The sequence below is a fragment of the Pseudomonas sp. EA_65y_Pfl1_P113 genome, assembly GCF_963970525.1.
GTDB lineage: Bacteria > Pseudomonadota > Gammaproteobacteria > Pseudomonadales > Pseudomonadaceae > Aquipseudomonas > Aquipseudomonas tritici.
This window is the reverse complement of sequence record NZ_CAXAQM010000002.1, coordinates 316,319-337,324: the sequence shown is the minus strand read 5'-3', so window position 1 is coordinate 337,324 and position 21,006 is coordinate 316,319. Positions and strand designations below refer to the sequence as shown.

The 21,006-nt window shown below is 56.9% G+C and carries 13 protein-coding genes and 3 pseudogenes; 7 read left to right on the top strand and 9 right to left on the bottom strand.

From position 1 onward, the window contains the following. Positions 1-5: 5 nt before the first annotated feature. Positions 6-773, top strand: a pseudogene (locus AACY52_RS32175) (PAS domain-containing protein); the annotation flags it as partial. 93 nt (positions 774-866) lie between these two features. Continuing rightward, positions 867-1,361: a methyl-accepting chemotaxis protein gene (locus AACY52_RS32170; protein WP_370467915.1), complete on the top strand. Its 495-nt coding sequence runs from the start codon at positions 867-869 to the stop codon at positions 1,359-1,361. A gap of 55 nt (positions 1,362-1,416) precedes the next feature. Here AACY52_RS32170 and AACY52_RS03605 read toward each other — a convergent pair whose 3' ends face one another. The 4 genes from AACY52_RS03605 to AACY52_RS03590 form a co-directional block, all read right to left on the bottom strand. Beyond that, complete coding sequence (locus AACY52_RS03605) at positions 1,417-2,286, bottom strand: oxaloacetate decarboxylase (RefSeq protein WP_339420223.1); 870 nt, start codon at positions 2,284-2,286, stop codon at positions 1,417-1,419. Positions 2,287-2,584: 298 nt separating this feature from the next. After that, positions 2,585-2,947: a response regulator gene (locus AACY52_RS03600; RefSeq protein WP_065873108.1), complete on the bottom strand. Its 363-nt coding sequence runs from the start codon at positions 2,945-2,947 to the stop codon at positions 2,585-2,587. A 23-nt stretch (positions 2,948-2,970) separates the two neighbouring features. Continuing rightward, a complete protein-coding gene (locus AACY52_RS03595; RefSeq protein WP_339428452.1) occupies positions 2,971-4,413 on the bottom strand; it encodes an ATPase domain-containing protein in 1,443 nt (480 codons plus the stop codon). Between the two features lie 146 nt (positions 4,414-4,559). Then, a complete protein-coding gene (locus AACY52_RS03590; RefSeq protein ID WP_339439241.1) occupies positions 4,560-5,372 on the bottom strand; it encodes a DUF1206 domain-containing protein in 813 nt (270 codons plus the stop codon). A 123-nt stretch (positions 5,373-5,495) separates the two neighbouring features. On the opposite strand from AACY52_RS03590, the gene AACY52_RS03585 reads away from it, so the two are divergent. Both AACY52_RS03585 and AACY52_RS03580 read left to right on the top strand, forming a co-directional pair. Beyond that, a complete protein-coding gene (locus AACY52_RS03585; RefSeq protein ID WP_339420229.1) occupies positions 5,496-5,783 on the top strand; it encodes a hypothetical protein in 288 nt (95 codons plus the stop codon). Next, positions 5,780-8,005, top strand: a complete 2,226-nt coding sequence (locus AACY52_RS03580) for an EAL domain-containing protein (RefSeq protein WP_339428454.1) — start codon at positions 5,780-5,782, stop codon at positions 8,003-8,005. Before AACY52_RS03585 ends, AACY52_RS03580 begins: the two co-directional genes overlap by 4 nt. A 206-nt stretch (positions 8,006-8,211) precedes the next feature. On the opposite strand, the pseudogene AACY52_RS03575 reads toward AACY52_RS03580, so the two are convergent. The 3 genes and pseudogenes from AACY52_RS03575 to AACY52_RS03565 all read right to left on the bottom strand — a co-directional run. Next, positions 8,212-8,397, bottom strand: a pseudogene (locus AACY52_RS03575) (CrcB family protein); the annotation flags it as partial. A gap of 3 nt (positions 8,398-8,400) precedes the next feature. Next, positions 8,401-13,899 carry a WGR domain-containing protein gene (locus AACY52_RS03570; RefSeq protein ID WP_339560251.1) on the bottom strand — a complete coding sequence of 1,833 codons (5,499 nt, stop codon included), beginning with the start codon at positions 13,897-13,899 and terminating at the stop codon, positions 8,401-8,403. Further along, positions 13,887-15,094 (bottom strand): annotated as a pseudogene (locus tag AACY52_RS03565) (M48 family metalloprotease). Before AACY52_RS03565 ends, AACY52_RS03570 begins: the two are co-directional and overlap by 13 nt. A 205-nt stretch (positions 15,095-15,299) precedes the next feature. Between AACY52_RS03565 and AACY52_RS03560 the strand changes: the two are divergent. From AACY52_RS03560 to AACY52_RS03550, 3 genes are all read left to right on the top strand, one after another. Next, complete coding sequence (locus AACY52_RS03560; protein WP_339530148.1) at positions 15,300-15,911, top strand: dTMP kinase; 612 nt, start codon at positions 15,300-15,302, stop codon at positions 15,909-15,911. Positions 15,912-16,205: 294 nt separating this feature from the next. Beyond that, positions 16,206-16,826 (top strand): TetR/AcrR family transcriptional regulator, encoded by a 621-nt coding sequence (locus AACY52_RS03555; RefSeq protein ID WP_339420237.1) that lies wholly within the window; start codon positions 16,206-16,208, stop codon positions 16,824-16,826. Positions 16,827-17,145: 319 nt separating this feature from the next. Next, positions 17,146-18,417 carry an outer membrane protein transport protein gene (locus tag AACY52_RS03550; RefSeq protein ID WP_339494552.1) on the top strand — a complete coding sequence of 424 codons (1,272 nt, stop codon included), beginning with the start codon at positions 17,146-17,148 and terminating at the stop codon, positions 18,415-18,417. A gap of 99 nt (positions 18,418-18,516) precedes the next feature. Here AACY52_RS03550 and AACY52_RS03545 read toward each other — a convergent pair whose 3' ends face one another. Continuing rightward, complete coding sequence (locus AACY52_RS03545) at positions 18,517-19,302, bottom strand: SDR family oxidoreductase (protein WP_339420241.1); 786 nt, start codon at positions 19,300-19,302, stop codon at positions 18,517-18,519. Between the two features lie 90 nt (positions 19,303-19,392). Beyond that, the gene (locus tag AACY52_RS03540; RefSeq protein WP_339560250.1) at positions 19,393-20,853 is read right to left on the bottom strand and encodes an efflux transporter outer membrane subunit; all 1,461 of its coding nucleotides are present in this window, start codon (positions 20,851-20,853) and stop codon (positions 19,393-19,395) included. Positions 20,854-21,006: the final 153 nt, after the last annotated feature.

The window sequence follows — 21,006 nt, the reverse complement described above, 5'->3', positions numbered from 1 at the left end:
ACGTCATGTTCAATAAAGCACTCAAAACAGAACTGGCGGCCAGGAAGGCCGAATCCACCGAGTACAAAGGACTGATCGTCGCACTGGAACGCTCCATGGCCGTGGTCGAATTTGACCTCAATGGCAAGGTGCTGCTGGCCAATGATAACTTTCTCAAGACCATGGGCTACAGCGCTGCTCAATTGAGCGGCAAATCCCACCGCGACTTTTGCTTGCCGGCGCTGACCAGCAGTTCGGCCTACAGCCAATTCTGGAGTGATTTGAAGGCGGGCAAATTTGTGTCAGGCACCTTCAAGCGGGTCGATGCCAACGGCAAGACGGTCTGGCTGGAAGCGAGCTACAACCCGGTCCTGGATGAACGCGGCCAGGTACTGAAAGTGGTCAAGTACGCCTTGGACGTCACCGCCAAAGTGGAACAGGAAGCGGCCGCTTCCAGCAAACTGGTCGCGCTGGACCGGGCGATGGCCGTGATCGAGTTTGACCTCGGCGGCCACGTATTGGACGCGAACGCCAACTTCTTGAGCGTGATGGGTTATTCGCTGGCGGAACTCAAAGGCAAACACCACCGCCTGTTTTGCGAACCGACCCTGGTCAACAGCGGTGAATATGCCGACTTCTGGGGGCGCCTGAACAATGGCGAATTTTTCACCGGGCAATTCAAGCGCCTGGGCAAACATGGCCGGGTGGTATGGCTGGAGGCCAGTTACAACCCGGTTTACGATGGCGACGGCAAGTTGACCAAGATCGTCAAGTTCGCCAGCGATATCACCGAGCGTGTTGAGAAGTTCGAGGAAGACTCCCGTGGCGCTTCACGTGCCTACCATATCTCGTCCGAGACCGAGCGTTTTGCCGAACATGGCACCCAGGTGATCCAGGAGACCGCCAGTGAGATGCGCCGCATCGCCGACAACATTGGCGCCTCTGCGCGACTGGTCGGGCAACTGGGCGATCGTTCGGAGCAGATCACCGCTATCGTCAACACCATTCGCGGTATCGCCGACCAGACCAACTTGTTGGCGCTGAACGCTGCTATTGAGGCGGCGCGTGCGGGCGATCAAGGGCGTGGCTTTGCGGTAGTGGCCGATGAAGTGCGGCAACTGGCCGGGCGCACCAGCCGTTCCACGGCGGAAATCGCCGAGATGATCGGCATGATCCTCGCGGAAACCCGCGACGCCGTCACCAGCATGAACGCCACCCAGGAAGGCGCCCAACGCGGTGTCAACCTGGCTGATCAGGCGGGCTCGGTCATCCTGCAGATTCGCACCAGCACCAGCGACGCGGTGGAGGCCGTGAGCATGTTTGCGTCGAAGCTGGATGAGTCGGAAGTGATTCCGAAGACCGCGGTGGGCTGGGTGGGCTGATAGCGGTAACCCTGTGAAGAGGGAGGAGGGGAACCCCCTCGTTCCGGCTTGGGGATTACTCTTTGACGTCCATGAACTCTTCCGCCCACGCCACATAGCTTTCCGGCAGCGTGTAGGTGTGCGTCAGCTCGGTGGCACTGAGGTTTGACGTACTGTGAGTCAGTTGGCGTTGGGCACGAAGGCTGTCGTAGGTAGCCTTGATCGCTGCAAAGTAAGCGCCGTGACCGGCCACCACTACGCGTACACCCAGGCTCGCCAGACGCTGGGCATCGTTGAGTTTGGGATTGGCGTAGGTTACCAGCATCAGAGGTACGGTGAGGTTCTCGGCGATCTTTTCCAGGTGTTCGAAGTCACTGACACCCACCATGCAAATCCCATCGGCACCGGCTTTCTGATAAGCCAGGGTCCGCTCGATAACCGCTTCGGTCGGCAACACGCCCGCGTTGGTTCGGGCAATGATCGACAGCTCTGGATCAACCCGTGCCTCCAGCGCAGCCCGCACCTTGCCGATGCCTTCTTCAATGGAGATCAGGTCAGTGGACTTACGCCCGAATTGCGCCGGCAGCAACGTGTCTTCAATCGTCAACGCGGCCACACCGGCGCGCTCAAGTTCTTCGACAGTACGCATTACGTTCAGCGCGTTACCATAGCCGTGGTCAGCGTCGGCGATGAACGGCAACTGGGCCACGCGACCGATGCGGGTGGCCTGTTCAACGAACTCACTCAGGGTGATCAGCGCGAAATCGGGTGCGGCCAGTACCTGCAACGAAGCGACCGAGCCCCCGAGGATGCCGACTTCGAAACCCAGGTCGGCGGCGATACGCGCCGACATTGGGTCGAATACGGAGGCGGTTTCAACGCACGCTGGGGTGGCTAGCAATTCACGGAATTTGCGGCGCAAGGCTGAGTGAGAGAGTTTCGGCATGTTCTTTCCTGGTTCTGGTCATCGTCGAGTGACGATCAATGTCTATTCGTGGTGGTGCGAGATTAACACGCCAGGAAACAGGGGATTATGACGTTTAAGGAAGCCGTATGCGTTTAACGCATACGGCTTCCTTAAATGGTCCATAGACGCGTTAATGAATATGGACAGGTTCGAAGTTGCCGGTGTCACTGTGATTACGGAGTTTTGATCAACCGGAGCGCCCATCCAGCCCGATAAACGCACAGGCAAGAGGAGGGCGCCTTCGCTGCATCGCCGACACCTGCCAAAGGTTCGGCATTCAAGCAGGTGTCAACAGGCGTCGTACTTCGGCGATGATCAAATCAATCTTGAAGGGCTTATCCAGCACTGCATCAAACAAGTCTGATCTTTCCATGCCGACATGGGCTTGCGCACCACTCACCAGAATAATAGGCAAGTGATTGAGCGACGGCAGCGCACGTACGGCCGTGGCGAACTCGAGGCCGTCCATAACGGGCATCATGAAGTCGGTAATGATCAACGCTGGCCGCTCGCGCTCCAGCACTTCAAGGCCTTTGCGACCATTACCGGCCTTAACGACCATGAATCCTTCATCCTCCAGCGCATAGCCGAGAATATCGGCGATCAAGTATTCGTCGTCGACGACAAGGATGGTGGACATGTCAATTCAACCTACCCAAGTACTTATAAGGCTGAGCCTGGCAGCGCAGAGTGTGCGAGAACTGAGGATGCATGTCGGAAAACCTTTCTCAGTTCAACGGTTTGGTCACGGATGACGACCTCCAGCAATGAGGTGTCGTAGCAGCTGTCTCTCACTTTAAGAATGGAAAGCGTCCTCTTAAGTTCAGATTGAATTTCCTGGAAGCGCATCAACATCAGGTTGTCGGCAATGCTGGACAGTTCAGAGGCCGGCGCGCTGACCTCGGAGCCGACAAGGTCGTGGACCTCGATGGATGCAAATACCGTGACGCCCCTGCAACGCAGCTCATTCATCAGCGCGCTATAAAAGTCGGTGATGCGCGCGGGGTTATTCGACACACGGGTCATCCCGCTCAAACTGTCAATGAACAGACGCTTGATCCCTTTCTCCTCGACGACACGCAACACACGTGCACCCAGCCCGTCGAGCAAACCTTCGGTTGTCGGTTGCCAGGCGATCGTCAGCGCTCCACTGTGTTCCAGCTGTTTGATATCGATGCCCAACGACTCACCCTTCAGACGCAAGCGCTGAGGGCTTTCATAGAAACCAAAATGCAGGCCGGGCGACTCCACCGTTGACTCAGCCAGAAACTTGAGGCCCAGGGTGGTCTTGCCGATCCCTGATGGCCCCATCACCAGCGTGACGCTAGAACGGTGCAGGCCGCCATGCAGGATCTCATCCAACGACCCGATGCCACTGGGGATACGCGTGAGGTCGGCGTCGTCGTGTGAAGAAGGGTAGCTATAGAGGCTTTCCAGACGCGGATAGACCATCAGGCCGTCGTCAGTGATTTCACACTCATGCAGGCCGGTCAGCGCGCCGCTGCCTCGGGTCTTGCGCAATTGAATACGCCGGACCGAACGCGTACCGAACAACGCCTCACCCATTTCGATTACACCGTCGACCATCGTGTGCTCGGGGCTACCGTCATCCAATCGCGAGCTGGTCAGGAACAGGACGGTGCAACCGGCAAAGGCGGCGTGACCTTGCAGTTCAGAAATGAATTTCTTGGTATCGATCGGGGAGTCGGCTTTGGAGCGCGCGTTGAGTAAACCGTCTACCACCAAGACCGTTGCCTTCTGCCGGCTGATTTCGCGCCGTAGCAGCTTGACCACTTCATCAAGACCTTCGTTTTCCAGTGTATCAAACGCGCTGACGAACTGAATTTCTGCGCCCACCCGGGCTGCGTCAAAGAAGCTCAAGGTCGACAGGAACTGGAACAGCCGGTCATGGGATTCGGCCAGCAGCGTGGCAACCAAGACACGCCCGCCGTTGCGCGCATGGTGGAACCCAAGCTGGTTGGCCAGAATGGTTTTGCCGGACCCAGGGCGCCCCTGAATGATATAAGAGGCCCCAGCGACCAGTCCGCCCTTGAGCAGGACATCCAACCCTTCGATTCCGCTTTGAAGGCGATTTAGCTTTTCCACAGTACGACCCTGATCGTTAAACCCAATGGGCAGGATGCTAACGCCATTCGAGCGTTGGGGCTATTCAGGATTTGCATAGTGCCGCCGTGGCGTCTAGCTACCAACCGATGTGAAGTGCAAAAAAACACTCGTCGTAACGGCTTCAACTACGTTTTCGGTACGCCTGGCACATCCATATTTATCGTGCGCCAAAACGCTTCAGAAAAACTGTAAACCGAGAAAGCAATCAGCCCCAAGGCCATCACCATCAAAATCAACCATCCACCCGGGAGGTTCTGGAGCGCGTCGAGCGCTTCCTTCATACCAGGTGGGTCCATGGCTTGATAGGATGAACCGCTGACTGCCAGTAGTAACGCAATCTCTATAAACACGACGCCACGAGCTATGAGACCGAACCGAGACACTGGCCGTACGTAGCGCATGACGTCTTCATCGGCGTTAAAGTATTTCTCGAATGACGCTTTCCATCCCTTGATGATGTGAGCCACTCCAACGCCAAGTGGAATGAGGGCGATCACGTACACCAACACGTTCGAGTATTCCCAAGACAACAGATGCGCCAGCCAATCTTGGGTTTGCCCTCCGGAATTGCCCGAGCTTCGAATGCCGCTCATGAGGAGGCCGAGTGCAAAAAACGCTAAAGCCCCGTTGAAGACACCTGCGGAAAACAGGCCCGCTCGAATAACCAAACCTTTGAGTTCTGTGCCGTGATGATCGACATCACGCGTCGCTTGCAGGACGCGCCAACCAGCAAAAGCGAGCAGACCTGCCACCACAAGCCCAACCAAAAAATAGCCGAATGGCTGGCCAAGCAAGGCTTCCAGGCTCTTATGGCTGTCCTTCGGCTTTGTCGAATCCTGTGCTGCCAGCAGCGCGAAGATACCGATGATCAAATAAAGCACGCCTCGAGCGGCGTATCCGCCGCGAGCGAGTACTACTAGGCTGTGTTGCGTGGACATTGGATCTATTCCCGAGAGTGATACAAGAGCAGACCCATCTTGCCGGGAGGGGTTCGATTGAGGCGAAGCCTGTTTCGATGCTCAGCAACTTTGAACGGATCAAGGTGCTCATCGTGTTCGAATATGAAGTCGATGCGTCGCGTCTCGGCCCGATACGCGCTCATCCCGCACGCCTGCGCGCTGAAAGAGATTTCTACAGATATCCGTTTTTTTGACGATACAGATGATGAGCCGCTCGAAATAGCTGCCGATACGCTGCGGACAGGTATTGAAATGTACAGAATTTTCTTTTTTTTTCATGACGTGAGCATATTTTTGCGGCTTATTTGCAGCGATGCTGAAGTAGCAGCGATCCATACCAATCGCGTCGCTTTCTATGTGCGGTCAGCTTTTAGCGATAACCTCAAATGAGTACTTACCCAGTCAGTGATAATGATGAAGAGCGCATTCAGATGTTGAATGCTTTCGAGCTGATGGATTCGCCACCTGAGCACGAATATGATCAGATCGTCCAAATGGCATCTCGGATTTTTGATGTACCCATCGTCCTGATTTCTTTGGTACACCGCGACCGACAATTCTTCAAAGCACGTGTTGGCCTCGCTGTGTGTGAAACAGGTCGTGACGTCTCATTTTGTAATTATGCGATCATGGGTCGTGACGTTTTTTTGATACTTGATGCATTGCAGGATGAGCGGTTTAGATCAAACGCCCTGGTTGTCGGAGCTCCCCATATTCGCTTTTACGCGGGGGCGCCACTGGTAACGGCCACGGGGCATATGCTGGGTAGCTTATGCCTGATCGACAATAAGCCAAGAGAGAAATTTTCAGAACGTGACCAGCGTGTTCTTAAGGACTTGGCCGTCATCGTTATTGAAAAAATGGAGTTACGTCGGCTCGAACTCAAGAACGAGGATAGCCTCACTCGGTTCATGAATATCACGTCGACTTCACCCGATGCCATTATTTGCTCAAACAGCAAAAATCAAATCACCTCGTGGAATAATTCGGCCGAGCTTATTTTCGGGCATAGATCCGAAGACGCAGTTGGAAAGACTCTCGACATCATTATTCCGCAAGAGATGCGCTCCAGGCATCATGCCGGTTTTTCGAGGGTAGTCTCAGGCGGCCCAACCAGCATCATCGGAAAATCCGTCAACTTGACGGCCCTGCATCGTGACGGCCATAAAATACCCATCGAGCTCTCTCTCTCACAATGGACTGAAGCCGGTGAGGCACAAGTTGGGGCGATCATCCGTGACGTCACAAAACGTGTAGCGGCGGAAAAACTACTGAAGCACGCTGCTGAGTACGATCATCTGACAGGCCTCGCTAATCGATCAACACTTAAGCAGCGTATTAAGGAGGCGTGTGACGCGCAGATAGCAGCGGCAATTCTTCTGATCGACCTGGATGGTTTCAAGGATGTTAACGACACGTTAGGCCACGCGGCTGGTGATTTTGTCCTCAGGGTGACTTCAAGTCGTCTTCGCAAACGCGTACCGACGTGTCATATGGTGGCCCGTCTGGGTGGGGACGAATTTGTAGTGTTCATGGCAGAGATTGCCGATGAGCACAAAGCGATTGAGCTTGGTTTGGCGCTCATCGCACTCATTGAGGAACCTATAGAGTTTCAAGATAATTCTATTTATATCGGAGCCAGTATTGGCGTGTCGATGAGATCAGGCTCTGATTACGATGGGGAGCAAATGCTAGGCAACGCGGATTTGGCGCTCTATCAAGCCAAGTCTGACGGGCGATCCCTTGTTCGTATGTTCACCTCCGAGCATCGACACACCGCGTCAAAGAGAGGAGCGCTCAGCTCATCAATGCGTCAGGCATGGGCGAACAAAGAATTTGAACTGTACTACCAGCCCCAGGTACGCCTTGCAGATGGCGTGATTACTGGGGCCGAAGCACTTATACGATGGAACCATCCAACACTGGGTGTCATGTCTCCAGCGGTTTTTTTACCTGTACTAGAAGCAGGCCTTCTAGCGGTACCGGTGGGCGAGTGGATATTGCGCTCAGCCTGTGAACAGGCAGCTCATTGGCGAAATATCGGCTGTGACGGCTTCAGGATCGGCGTCAACTTGTTCGCAGCTCAGTTTCGGACGCGCGACTTTGCTGAAACGGTTGAAAGTGCGCTTAACGACTTTTCTTTACCGGCGAGCGCACTCGAACTGGAGATTACAGAAAATATAATTTTGCGAAACGAACAGCGAATTATGGAGCCCCTGCGCTACCTTCGCTCGTTGGGTGTAGGCATTGCGTTCGATGATTTTGGCACAGGCTATGCTTCTTTGAGCCTTCTGAAAGACTACCCGGTCACACGGCTTAAGATTGACCGTTCGTTTGTCAGTGGCGTCGAACGTAGTAAAAAAGATGAAGTCATCATCGAGGCTGTTGTCAGGCTGGCTGCCGGCTTTAATCTTCAGGTCACTGCGGAAGGCATAGAAACACGCGAACAGGAAAGTCTGATGCGGCATTATTTATGCGGAGAGGGCCAAGGCTACCTCTATGGTCGTCCTATGACGGCTCATGAGTTCACTGAGCGTTATGTCTCAATGACTGACGACAATTTGACGTACCCCATTATTAACAACCCGCAACTACCTGAGCAGGGCTTTTGAAGCCAGACTGACCTCTTAGTGGAATAAATAATCCGTTGCACCGTCGCCCGACAGCGTGCACTCACTGCGCAACTACTGTCGCAATTCTAGACGATGGGCATGAGGATAAACCGCGATCAAACGGTGATCGAGAAGCTGTCATTTCTATCTCTTCAGCGAGTCGCAATCAGTTGCTAGGACAGAAGCCCGGCAGCGGTCATCGCTAACTAACCTAGGACGTGCAACGAAATAGAGCCGAGCGCCCATCGCAGTCTGTCTTCCTGAATCAAGGCAACCGTTTCGGCTGAAAATGTGGAGAAAGTGGTAAGTCCACCACAGAAACCCGTGATGATCAGGAGACGCCACTCTGGGCTAAGGGTCGGAGATGCGGCCAAGAAGGCGATGGCCAGGCCCCGTTATCTATTCTCCTTGTCCGAGCCCTTCAACAGGCCGGTGGCCTTGCTATCAAGAAGTGAGCCCGCCTGCTCTTGATACCCTTTGCGCAGTTTCTCCGCGATCAGCTTTTCCGCTTCGCGCAAAGCACGTTCAGGGCTGTTGAGGGACTTGATGAGGGTCTGGCCCTTGGTGCCGATGCGGCCGAAATTCACCGTCACCTCGGACTCCGCGACGCCAATACGCCAGAACTTGTTGGAGTTGCCTTCACCAAAGGTGAACTCACGCATCAAGAGTGTCGCTTCAGTGATGATTGGTGGTTCGGCCTCAATCTCGACTGTTTCCTCTACCTGTTCGGGCTCTGGCAGCGCAGGGGCTTCCTCACCCCGTAGGAGTGTTTCGATGCTATTGAGCACGTCTTCCGGGTCGCGCAACCAGTCATGGCTGAGCACATCGATGATCTTCCAGCCAAAGCTGCGCAAAACCGTCGGGCGGAAGATGTAACGCTCACGCACGTCAGCCGCGGCCGACGTGTCGCTGTCCAGCAGCACTCCCAGACTGAAGTGTTCACCGCTGGCGTCGCTGATCGCCAGGTCACAGCGGAACTGTGAACGCCCGACATATTCCTGGACCGAATGGCCGCGCTTGCGCAACGCGGCGGCGAGGGCACTGCGCAGGTGGTCCTTGGGCAGGCTGACGGCAAAGGACTGCTTGGCGCCTGGATTGAGGTTGGCGAGGATACCCTGTGAGCGCGGCGCATCCCCGCTGGCACTGGCCTGGGCGAACTGCAGGAACGCACGCAGTGCGGCGGCACCATCGTTGTGGGTGTTGGTGATGGCTTCGGACTCAATGCTGGAGACAATCGCCATGCGCTTGCGCGCACGACTGAAGATCACGTTAAGGCGTTTTTCCCCGCCGCGCTGGTTGATCGGGCCGAAGTTCATCAACATCTTGCCGTTCGGTCCCGGCGCGTAGCAGATGCTCAGGATGATCACATCGCGCTCATCACCCTGGACGTTCTCCAGGTTCTTGACGAACAGGCCATTGAACTGCCCGGCATCTTCACGCAGATACTCGCGCTCAAGGCGTGTGGCAAAGGCCGGGTCGTTGCTGGCCAGGCCTTCCAGGGCTTGCTCGATGGCACCTTGCTGGGCCTCGGAAAAGGCCACAATGCCCAGGCTCAGGCCGGTCTCGCGTTGCAGCAGTTCACGCACCAGGTTGGCGATGTAGCGGGCTTCGGCCAGGTTGCTGCGGCTGAGGTAGACGCCATCGCTCATCTTCAAAAAGCTGATCGGGCTGTCGAGCAGCGTGTTGGCACCCTGAATCACCGCCTGGGCATCGGTGGAGTCCAGGGCGGCGTGGGCTGGGGCAGGGCGCTCGATACGCCGGTCAGGAATGGTGATCAGCCGCCCTTCGTAGAACGCTGCGTTGGAGAAACTGATCAACGCTTCGTGCCGGCTGCGGTAGTGCCAGGCCAGGAGGGTCGCCGGCAAGTTGCGTGCGGCCTGGCTCAGCAGGCTGTCGGCATCGAGGTTGATTGCGATCTGTTCCCCGTCCTCCATGGCAATCAGGTCGTTATCGTCCTGGTCGCCGGCACTGGAGAAGAAGTTGGTCGGTGGCAACTGCATCTCGTCACCCACCACAATCACCTGCTGCGCGCGGCTCAGGGCTGGCACGGCTTCCTCGCTGGGGATCTGGCTGGCTTCGTCAAAAATCACCACATCAAACAGGTCTGGGGTCAACGGCAGGGTGTCGGACACCGACAACGGGCTCATCAGCCAGATGGGCTTGAGGTCGTTGATCACCCGACCGCTGTCGCCACTGGCCATTTCGCGAATGGAGCGATAGCGCATGGTCTTGCCCAGCTCATGTTCCAGTTCGCGACGGCCCTTGGCATAGGCTTTCTTGAACTCGCGGGCCGGCGCGTCCAATTGTGTCACCGACATCGCCGATTGCTTTACATGCTCCAAAAAACGCTGGTGCAGCGTAGCGCTGAGCACGTGAGCATTGCTCTTGAGCAGGTTACTTTCAGCCTGGCTGACCTGACGCGCGGCCAGGCTCAAGGCCGGGCCATCGAAGCGTGCCAACTGCGGGTTGGCGCGGTACAGGCGGGTCAGGTTTTCCTGGGCAATCAACCCGTCCAGCGCGTGCTGTGGCAAAGCATACTGCTGCACGACCGCAAGGCAGACGGGATCGGCCTGGTGCAGCTCGTTGAGCAGGGGGAGGGTGTCGGGCAGTTCGTCGAGTTCTTCACGCAGGTCGCGCAGGTATTCGGCCAGCTCGGCCAGGCTTGGCGCCGGGTCGAACACGCAATGCTGGGCAACCAGCTTGTCCAGGCGCGCTATGGGCTGGCGCAGGCTGGCTTCCTGGCGTACACCGGGCAAGGTGCTCGGGTTGCCACGCAGACCTTCGACCCACTTTCGCAAAAACGGTGATGCGCTCAGTTGCTGTAGCAGGGCGTTCAGATTGTGCACGAACAAGTCGATATCCTGGATGCCATAGCGACTTTGCAGGCGTTGCTGTTCGACGTGCAGCTCGGCAGTGGCGCGGTGTTCGCCGGCCAGGTTGTCGAGCACACTGCGCAGGCTGGGGCGAATCGCGTGCTGACTGAAGTCGTAGCGGCGTTGAAGTTCGCCACGCAGGCGCCACCAGGCGGGTTGCAACCAACGCAGCAGTGAACCTTCCTGGCGCAGTACCTGCTCCAGGGCCGCTTTGGTATCTTGAGGCTCAAGTTTTTCGCGCCAATGGCGCGTGGTTTCACTGGCGTTGTGCAGTTGCACGATCAGTGCCTGCAAGGCGGCCTGTTCGGCGTGCAGCGTTTGGGAACCCGCTGAACCAGGCTCCAGCAGGTCGAGGTGCGCCGCCAGGTTGGCCCCGGTCAGTTGCTCGGCGGCCTGGGTCAGCAAGCATGCATCCGTCAGGTGGGTGTCACCGGACAGCAGGGTGGACGATGACTCCAGGAAAGACTCGACGCTGTCCATCAGCCCACTGGCTTCCTCCAGAAACGCCTTGAGCTGGCCGTAGGCATGCTCGTGGGCGATCAGGCCTGAGGCCAGACGACTGAAGGGGTGACGCGCAAAGCTGTCGAGGCCGAAGCGTTCCTTGATGGCCTGATACAACCGGCCGGTCAGCTCGTGTTGTGCCTGCCAGTGACGCCATTCGGGAAGGCGCTCCAGGGCTTCGGGCGGTAGCGATGCAGTAACGGGTGGCAGCTCGATCACATGACGGACCAACTCACGCACCGAGCAGGCCAAGGACTCCGGCACCCCGACCATCGCCTGCTCAAAGCGCTCAATCAGGCCCAGTTGTTGGCTCAGGGTGGCCAGTGTGGCGTCGCGCCGTGCTTGCAACTGCGGCGATTGAGCATCGCCGGCAATCCAGCGCTCATAACACTCGCGCAGGTTGCCCACGAAGGCTTTCTTGTCCGTCTGGGAGTCGTGAATCAGGCAGCACAATTCGCCCAGTTCACTCTGTTGCAGGCGATGGAACACCACGTCCAACGCCGCGCGCTTTTCACACACAAACAACACCCGCAGGCCCCGCGCGGCATAGTCGGCGATCAGGTTGGTGATGGTCTGTGACTTGCCGGTGCCCGGAGGCCCTTGAATGATGAAGTGACGACCGGTCCTGGCCAGACTGACGGCGGCGTTCTGCGTCGCGTCGCCGGCCACCACGTTCCACTGGTCGGGTAGCGGGATCGGGTCCGAGGACTGTACTTCGACGTCTCGAGGCTCGATCGAGAACATCCGGTCAAACGCTTCATTTTGCGCCGGCTCGTCGATCAGCTGTGCGTAGTCACGCACCAGCGACATCTTGCGATAGTTGAAGTTGGCCAGGGTTACCTGGGTGAGGTCGATGTCCCAGGCGTAGCGATGCCCCTGGTTCTCGGGCATGGCGAAGGTGCTGTTTTCGGCGCTGCTGGCAACCATCTGAGGATGTTGATTGCGCAGCACGGGTTTGGCGCCTACGGCCAGGCGCAGCGGCAACTCGCTGGGCAGGACCTTCTGCTGGAACAATTGCAGGCCCAGCGGACGGAAATCTTCGCGGTCGTAGCTGAAATCCGGTTTCACCAAAGGCGTCGACAAGCGCTGGCGGGCACGACGGCGCTGGAAGTGCTGCAGATGCTGCACGGCCTTCTGGTGGATCAGCTCGATTTGCGGCTTGCTTTGCAGGCGCAACTCGACGCCGGGCTCGGTCAGTTTGATCTGGCGCGCAATATCGGCGTGGATGGCTTCCAGGGAGGTCTTTTGCAGGTCAACGGTTTCCGGCAACTGGATATTGTAGAGCTGACGCAATTGATGACGCAGTACCGGGTTGAACTCCGCTTCGGTCTCATCGCACTGCAACATGAACTGGTCGCGCACGCCCTTTTTGCGACTCAGTTCCACCGGTAGCCAGAGCAGGGGAGTGACGATGCGCTCTTGCGGCGTGTCCTTGAGGTTGTGCCAGCGTATGAAGGCTACGACCAGGCGCAGGTTGCTGAAACCGAACTCTGCGCGGTCGCGGCGGGTTTCCTGAATGATGCGTTCGAGCGACGCCTGCAACCAGGTTTGGTCTTCAAACCGCAACCATTGTTGCAGGCCAACCGATTTGCCGCTCAACACCTGCTCGGAGAAGCCACCGAAGGTGGGCTGCCAGGTGCACAAGGCTTCGGGCCGGATACTTTCAACACGCATCACCAAGGGGACGCTGGCTACGGTCAAGTTGACGTTGGCTTGTGTCGGTCTGAAGTACAACAGGCGGTTGCGTCGTGAAAGGTCAAACAACCGGTTGCGCAGATGCTCCAGCACCACGGTGCGCCGTGAAGCCGGGCCTTCGGCCTGGGCCAACACACGCTCGACATCCAGGCTGGCCGGCTGCTCGCGCCAGGATTCCAGGCGTCGAATCAGCGAACTGACATCCCTGGAGCGCTCATGGCGGTTCAGCTCCGTCATTTCGACGATCAGATTGGCCAGCACCGGGTTGAGCCGACCGTTGAGCTGAAACAGGTTACGGCGGTGACGGGCAAAGGCCTTGAGGTCGTTGATATCGGCGAAATCCAACCCGCACGCCAGGCAGGCCAGCAATTGGCCGAGCTGGAAAATATCGGTGATTTCGTCGTGGTGCCCGAGGCGATGCTCCCAACTGTGCAGGTCAGTGAGGAAAACCGGGTGATCAATCGTCTCATGCGGGTCTTCCTGGACTTGCAGGTCGGTCACGGCCACACCACTTTCCGAATCCCGGATCAGGCGGACCTTGCCGACGACATTCAGCGCCGACTCGGGATTAGGTTGCACCTGCTTGATCGCTTCCAACGCCAGCCGTGGCGTAACGCCCTCGGGATTGCGCAGTTGCAGCGTGCGTTCCGGCCCTTGCAGCACATCGAGATAACTGAGCTGGGCGACACGTCCCAGTTCATGCAAGTGCGCGACCTGACGCAGTAGCGGCAGCGCCAGGAACAGCACATCGTCAATGGGGACGGCGACGCCATCGTGGGTCTGCAGCAATTGAGTGAAGTTGATGGGTTGGGTTATCGGGTCCATGTGTCGACCTCCGCTTTGAGCGCGCGAACGATCGGGTCGAGCTCACGTTTGGGTAATTTGATATCGCGCTTGAGCACGCGGATAAAGTCGTCGGCACTGCCGAGTTTCTTCGCGGTGCGCGCCGCGTGCAACAAGGCCTCATCTCGCAGGTCGCGGTGCACCAGGCTCAGGTCGAGCATGATGAAGTGCAGGTATTCGTGGATGCTCGCGTCGACAAGCTCGGCATTTAGCGTGCCCAGGTCCAGCGTCGCTTCATTGTCTTTCCAGTCGGGAAAGAAACCACGCACCTGATTGAGCACCACCTCCGATTGCAGCACAGAGGTGCCGATGAAGCCGGCGATAAACCTGCGGGTGAGGGCGGTCAGCTCGACTTGGCCGGTTACATCCAAGCGATTGAGCGACAACGGCCCACGCAACCGGCCATATAGCCAATTGTCGGTATCCGGCACCTGCCGCCACCAGTTGTCCACCGCCTGGGAGCGCAGAAACGTCTCCGGGTGCGAAACGCCTTGGGAGACCTGTGCCTCATTACCATCCAGTTCCTGAGCCTGCTTCAGATAACTGGCGGCATCGACGCTGACAATCCCGGTGTGAATCTTGACCAGCGAGGTAATCGACGCTGTCGGTCCGGTCCGCTAGCCACCAGGGCCGCGCCTCGGTCGGCGTAGATTTCGGTGTGCAGGCTATATAAACGTGCGGTCTGTTCCAGGCTGGGAGGCGTATTCATATCGGCCATGGCGTGATTGAGAATCCGCTCGGCGGTGAGATAGTCGCCACCGTGCTCAGACCATAAGCGGTAATGGGCCAGCTCATGCCCCAGCAGCGCCAGTAACTCCTGAGCGTCCAGTCGCTCAAGAACCGGCCCGTAGAACACCACGTGCACTTCACCGGCCAGGTAATACAGGCTGGCATTCATCGTGCCATCGCCGGCTTGATAAAGGGTCGCGGGCGCCTGGATCTGCAAGCATTGCAGCGCCGTCTCACACGCCTGATAGGCCTGCGGGTGGGTCTCTGGGCTCAGGCGATACGTGTTTCTTAGCAACTGCGCGCGTACATCCTGGGCATGTTCCTGCTGAACACCCAGAGACGAGGCCCATTCCCACACGACAGGTTCATGGGCTTTCAGGTAATCGACCACACGCTGATGGTAAGGCAAGGGGGTCAGGCTGCTGATGTCCAGCGCGGGGGTGCTCATCTTTCAAACGTCCTTGAGAGGATACGGCTCCATAGACTGCGACTGTGCAGCAGAGACTTGGGCTGGCATCCCGGTATCAGTGATCGGCAATAGACGCGGAGCATACCTAGGGGGTGGGAAAATTACTTGTGAAAGTGCATGGGTGCGTGGGCAGCATGAAAATGCAGTTAGAGTGGTCATCTTTGTCCTGATAACTGTGTGACAAATGAATATTCCGTTTTTTGTTTCTCTGGATGGGCCCAAAGGCACCGGCAAAACCACGCTGTTGGAGGCCGTAACGGCAACACTGAGGGCGGACAACAAGAAAGTCATCCGACTTTGCGAGAGAAAAAGCGATCCCTACAGAAGGGAAACCATGGCCCTGGTTAATGAGCTTGCCAGAAATCCCTCACGGAATCTGGAATGGGCTGTGTGCGAGCGCTTTGCCGACAGTCGCAGCTGGATATCCCGGAACGTGCTGACTCAGCAGCCGTTGGACAGCATTATCCTGATTGATCGCTGGTATCCGTCCGATGCTGCGTTTCGACACACCGTCTCGTTTGCAGAGATTCTCCAGTTGAACCAGGAGCGAGACGTGCGAGTACCGGATGTGCATGTCGGCGTTGTCACCGCGCCGGATATTTCGTGGGCGAGGGCAACTGCACGGTCGCGAGGATTGGGCGGTACAGTGATCCAGAAGTATGCAGAGCATGTTACATGCACAGAGATGTTCGAGCAGGCGGTTGCGGATCATGGCTGGGTGATGTGCCGTAATGAAGGTGCGATCGAAGACGCAGTGAAGCATGTGGTGGCTGAGATCCAAAAAGTAGCTGGGTGAACAGCCCATTCGAGCTTGGCGAACACCCCATTGATGCGCCTTATCTCAAAGACGTTGAAGCGACAGTTATCATTAGGTCCCGTGTCAAATTGGTGTGCAGTTGATCCTCCGCCTAGTCAGTTCGTATCGCCCTTGGACTTAATCCATATATTTGCCAGAAAAAAACGGCCGGTTAAGGCCGTAAAGAGGGATGAATCACACGAGTTGCTGCGCTGAGTGGTGCAAGTGCATTGTGACTATATTGCAAAATGGTCACAAGTTGTCAACCTTGATGGGGATGCGTAAGCTACGAGCATGAACCAGTCATCAGTCTCCTCACCCGGCGTTCGTGGCCCAGCCGATCATGACATTCGAGATCAGATTGTCGCGGCGGCCAACGAGCATTTCAGCCAGTATGGTTACAGCAAAACCACGGTTTCCGACCTGGCCAATGCTATCGGATTTTCCAAGGCTTACATCTACAAATTCTTCGATTCCAAACAGGCGATCGGCGAAGCCATCTGCTCAAATTGCCTGGTGGAAATCGTTGCGGCGGTTGAACATGCCATCAGTGTCGATGATATTTCGTCGACGGAGCGATTTCGACGCTTGGTCAGGACCTTGATCTCCACAGGTGCAAGCCTGTTCTTTAACGATCGAAAACTCTATGACATTGCCGCTCTTGCGGCGTCAGAAAGCTGGCCGAGTACACAAAATTACGACGCAAAGATTAAACGTTTCGTATTGCAGATTGTGCGTGACGGCCGGGAAAGCGGTGAATTTGAACGCAAAACTCCATTGGACGAGACGGTAGATTCCATCCATTTTGCGTTGCGGCCTTTCGTCAACCCTTTGCTGCTGCAATACAATCTCGACTTCGTTGAGACAGCACCCACGCTAACCTCAAACTTAATATTGCGCAGCCTCATGCCGTGATTCCAGGCTGCGTATCCTGCGCAGCTTTCATGTGAGGGTCTAAAAAATATCTTTCCAGGTTCTGCCACGGCATCGTGCTGCGTGGTAACTCTTTCTGTCTGATTTGTGACCATTGACATAAATGGTCACATAGCTAAATATGACGCCTCAGCTTCGGAGGAATTGTCATGATTCAGCGCCGCTCTATTACTTCCGTGACGGTCGCCGGGTCCTTTGGGCGTGACAGACGGTGGCCCTTTTACATGATGCAAACGAACTGAAAGCCATAACAAAACTACTGCTAACCGGTTCTTTCCGGTAATCAAGAAGAGTTCTAATAATGAAAAAAAAAATGCTCAAGCGTCCACTTGGACTGGCTGTCGTGCTTGCTTCTTCTAATGTGCTAGCGAGCGGTTTTGCGCTAAACGAACAAAGCATCAGCGGGATGGGCTCCGGGTTTGCCGGTCGCTCTTCTTCGGCTGAAGACGCGAGCACCGTCTTCGGTAATCCGGCGGGTATGGCTCGCTTGAAAAACGAGCAGGTCAGCGTGGGCGGCGCGACGCTTTTCGCGAAGTCGGATATAAGCCAGACGCGCAGTACATTCGGCGGTCAGGAAGACGGCGACATGGTGCCAGTGACCACGGTACCGATGGGGTACTACGTCAAGCCTATTGATGAGCATTGGGCATTCGGTGTGGGGTTCTATGTGCCGTTTGGTCTGATGACCGATTACGGCAGCGATTTTGCTGGCCGTTACTATGCCAACAAAAGTGAAGTCACGACCCTTACGTTTCAGCCCACGGTCAGCTATGCCTTTAACGATAAAGTATCGATCGGGTTTGGTCCTACCATCAACCGCATCAGCGGCGAGCTGTCCGGGATGGTGCCCAATCCGCTGAGCCCCGGCCGCAATGACGGCAAACTCAAAAGCACTGGGGATGACACGGCTCTGGGTTTCAACGTGGGTATTTTGGTGCAGGCTACAGACCGAACCCGCCTGGGGATGACTTACCATTCCAAGGTCAGCTACCGCCTGGATGCCAAGACCAAGGTCACTGGCGGTCTCTTTAGCGTGCTGGGGGTGAGTGGTCGCAGCTATGACGCTTCGCTGGCGGTGGATACTCCAGAGTCCGTGGACATGTCGTTGACTCATCAACTGGATGATGACTGGACCCTATACGCTGGGAGTACCTGGACGCGGTGGAGTCGCTTCAAGGAATTGACCAGCGAGACCAAAGGGTTGCCTCCTTTGTTGAATGCTCAGCTAGGTTCCGTCACCGAAGAACAGAACTGGCATGATACGTGGGCTCACGCGATCGGCGCGGCGTACAAGTTAAATGATCACTGGGTGCTTCGTTCCGGCTTCTCGGTCGATCAGTCGCCCACCAATAACACCGATCGAGGGCCGCGCATTCCTACGGGCGACCGGAAAGTGTTCAGCGTCGGCGCAGGCTGGACCCCGGTAGACAATGTCACGATTGATGTCGCCTACTCTTATCTGTGGGAAGAGAGTGTTCAGATCAACCACGTCTCTGCGACCAGGGGCGCATACAGTTCCAAGTATAAAAACAGCGCGAGCGGTCTTGGAGCCTCTGTCAGTTATCGGTTCTGATTGGCTGCTTCCACACACCGGCCGGGAGTCGCGCATTACTTCCGGCCGTTTAGAACATTCCCAACGCTTACCGTTGGGAAAGGCTATTTTTTCACGCGCTCAGACGCCCATTACGTGCTCCATCAGCCCCTGATGAAAGCGACGAGGCGTGGCCCAGGTCAGGACGCTGATGGCCTTGTTGCCGAAACCCGGCACAACGCTCATTCGTCCCGCTTGCAGTGCGCGGATTCCTGCTTGTACCACGGGCTGGGGTTGCATCATCACCCTGCGCAAGAGGGGTGTGATCTTTTGCTTGGCGTTTGATGCAAAGCCGGTGTCAGACATGCCTGGACACAGCGCAGTGACGACGACACCGTCACCTTTGAGTTCACGATGAAGCGCATCGGAGAATCTCAGCACATAAGCTTTGGCGGCGGAGTAAACGGCAAAGTTTTTAACGCCTTGGTAAGACAGCAGACTTGCAACCATCAAGACATGCCCTTTGCGCCGTGCTCGCATATCTTCAGCAAAGAGACGAGTCATGGCGGTCAGGCTGGCGACATCCAAGTCGATCATAGCCAAGGAGCTTTCCAGAGGCTCGTCCAGGAATGCGCCCTGTAGGCCATAGCCTGCGTTGTTGATCAGTATGTCGACGACAATGTTGCGGTCATGCAGGGATCGATGCAAATCGATAATTACATTAATGGATGAAAGGTCCGCCTGTTGCACCAACACATCGACGGCGTAACGTGCGCGCAACTCATCAGCGAGCGCTTCAAGCTCATTCAGCCTGCGCGCAACCAGGATCAATGCTCTTCCTTCTGCAGCATATTGTCGCGCAAACTCTCTGCCGAATCCGCTTGATGCGCCGGTAATGAGTACCCAGGAATTATTGTTCGACTGCATAGTAATGTTCTCCGGCGTCTTGCTGTTGTGTTGTTCGGCAACTCGCCGTTTTGTGCTATTCCCAGGGGCCGGCAGAGCAGGCTTGGCTGGCTATCGAGTCGCCACAGGCCGAGGTTCAGGCGCTTGCCATCCACCGCCGAGCGCTCTGAATGCTGCGACCGCCGCCCGAGCCGATTCTGTTCGCGCTTGTGCGCGTGCATCGGAAGCCCGCAACAGGGTCTCGTCGGCGTGCAGAACATCGATCAGGCTGGCGGTGCCCTTTTCATAGGCGGTGAACGACGATTGGCGTGCCTGTGTCAGAGCGTCCTCCCCTGTGGCGAGGGTGGTTGCCTGAACTTCCCGATTTACCAGGGCGGAGAAGGCGTTTTCGACATCCTCCGTGGCGTGTAGTACAGACTGGCGGTAAGCAGCCAGGGCTTCGGCTTCCTGCCCCTTCGCCTGGTCAATCTGTGCGTTTATGCGACCGAAGTCGAAGAGTCTCCAGCGCAAGCCCAGGACGCCTGCCGACTGGCTGGCACCGCCGGTAAACAGGTTGCCGCCGGATACGGCCGTGGCACTGCCGAGCAATGCGCTAAGTGAAAACTTCGGGTAGTACTCGGCGTTGGCCTCACCGATGCGTGCGTTGGAGGCCGCGAGGCGGCGCTCAGCCACAATCAGATCTGGCCGGCGGCGCAGCAAATCGGCGGGTGTTCCAGTGTCGCTCAGTTGTGGTGCCAGAGGAATCGTGCCCTGACTCGCCAATTGCGTTCGATGCGTGCCTGGAGGTGTGCCGAGGATCACATCGAGCGAGTTCATGGCGGCATCCAGGCCGGTTTGCAGGGCCGGCACTGTCGCCTGGACTTGCGACAGCGCGCCCTCCGTTTGGCGAACCTCATAGCTGGCGGCGAGGCCTTTGCCATAGAGCAGTTGGACTTTTTCCAGCAATTGCTCCTGTGTTTTGACTTGTCGGTTTGCGATGTCCAGCCGGGCCTGAAATCCACGGATCGTGATGTAGATATCAGCCGTCTGCGCAGCGATGGCCAGGCGTGTGGCGGCAACGTCAGCCTCGGAGGCCCGGTACTCGGCCAGTGCGGCCTCGCGTCCGCGTCGCAGACCGCCAAATACATCCACCTCCCAGCTCGCATCAAGGTTGAGCTCGTAGGAGCTTCCGTAGCGATCAAAGCCAGGGGTTGAATTCAGCACTTGGCCGAGTGGCGTCTCGATTGACTGATAGGACCGCGCAGCCTGACCACTGATATTTCCCGATGGAAGTAAAGCGGCATTGACGGCGCCCAGTCCTGCGCGCGCTTGTGTGACTCGCGCCGCCGCTTGTGCCAGGTCCAGGTTCTGCGCAAGGGCTTTAGAGACGAAGTCGGCCAACTGTGGATCACCGAAGCCTTCCCACCACGCGACAAGACTCGCCTGCGGCGTACCAGGCCGCTGTTCAACAGCCGCCTGGCCCATATATCCACCGGAAAGCGGCGCGTCAGGACGCTGATAGTCCGGACCGACCGTGCAACCTGCTATCAGGCTGGCGCTCACCAAAAGAGCGAGGGGGTGAAGGGAGGGCATTGAGATTCCTTGAATCGAATGTTGATTGTGACCATATTACTTAATGGTCACAGCCTGTCAATTGACACTATCGAGCCACGGGAAGAGTGGCCGATAACAAGCATTTTTACCGCTTTCAAGTTGGTGCACCATGATTGTGACCGTTGACAATTA

What these genes read in the sequence shown, in the direction of transcription:
- AACY52_RS03550 (WP_339494552.1), top strand. Translation starts at nt 17,146, where the DNA reads ATGAAAAAAAAAATGCTCAAGCGTCCACTTGGACTGGCTGTCGTGCTT.
- AACY52_RS03560 (WP_339530148.1), top strand. Translation starts at nt 15,300, where the DNA reads ATGAATATTCCGTTTTTTGTTTCTCTGGATGGGCCCAAAGGCACCGGC.
- AACY52_RS03570 (WP_339560251.1), bottom strand. Translation starts at nt 13,899, where the DNA reads ATGGACCCGATAACCCAACCCATCAACTTCACTCAATTGCTGCAGACC.
- AACY52_RS03585 (WP_339420229.1), top strand. Translation starts at nt 5,496, where the DNA reads ATGAAGTCGATGCGTCGCGTCTCGGCCCGATACGCGCTCATCCCGCAC.
- AACY52_RS03555 (WP_339420237.1), top strand. Translation starts at nt 16,206, where the DNA reads ATGAACCAGTCATCAGTCTCCTCACCCGGCGTTCGTGGCCCAGCCGAT.
- AACY52_RS03540 (WP_339560250.1), bottom strand. Translation starts at nt 20,853, where the DNA reads ATGCCCTCCCTTCACCCCCTCGCTCTTTTGGTGAGCGCCAGCCTGATA.
- AACY52_RS03600 (WP_065873108.1), bottom strand. Translation starts at nt 2,947, where the DNA reads ATGTCCACCATCCTTGTCGTCGACGACGAATACTTGATCGCCGATATT.
- AACY52_RS03590 (WP_339439241.1), bottom strand. Translation starts at nt 5,372, where the DNA reads ATGTCCACGCAACACAGCCTAGTAGTACTCGCTCGCGGCGGATACGCC.
- AACY52_RS03545 (WP_339420241.1), bottom strand. Translation starts at nt 19,302, where the DNA reads ATGCAGTCGAACAATAATTCCTGGGTACTCATTACCGGCGCATCAAGC.
- AACY52_RS03605 (WP_339420223.1), bottom strand. Translation starts at nt 2,286, where the DNA reads ATGCCGAAACTCTCTCACTCAGCCTTGCGCCGCAAATTCCGTGAATTG.
- AACY52_RS03580 (WP_339428454.1), top strand. Translation starts at nt 5,780, where the DNA reads ATGAGTACTTACCCAGTCAGTGATAATGATGAAGAGCGCATTCAGATG.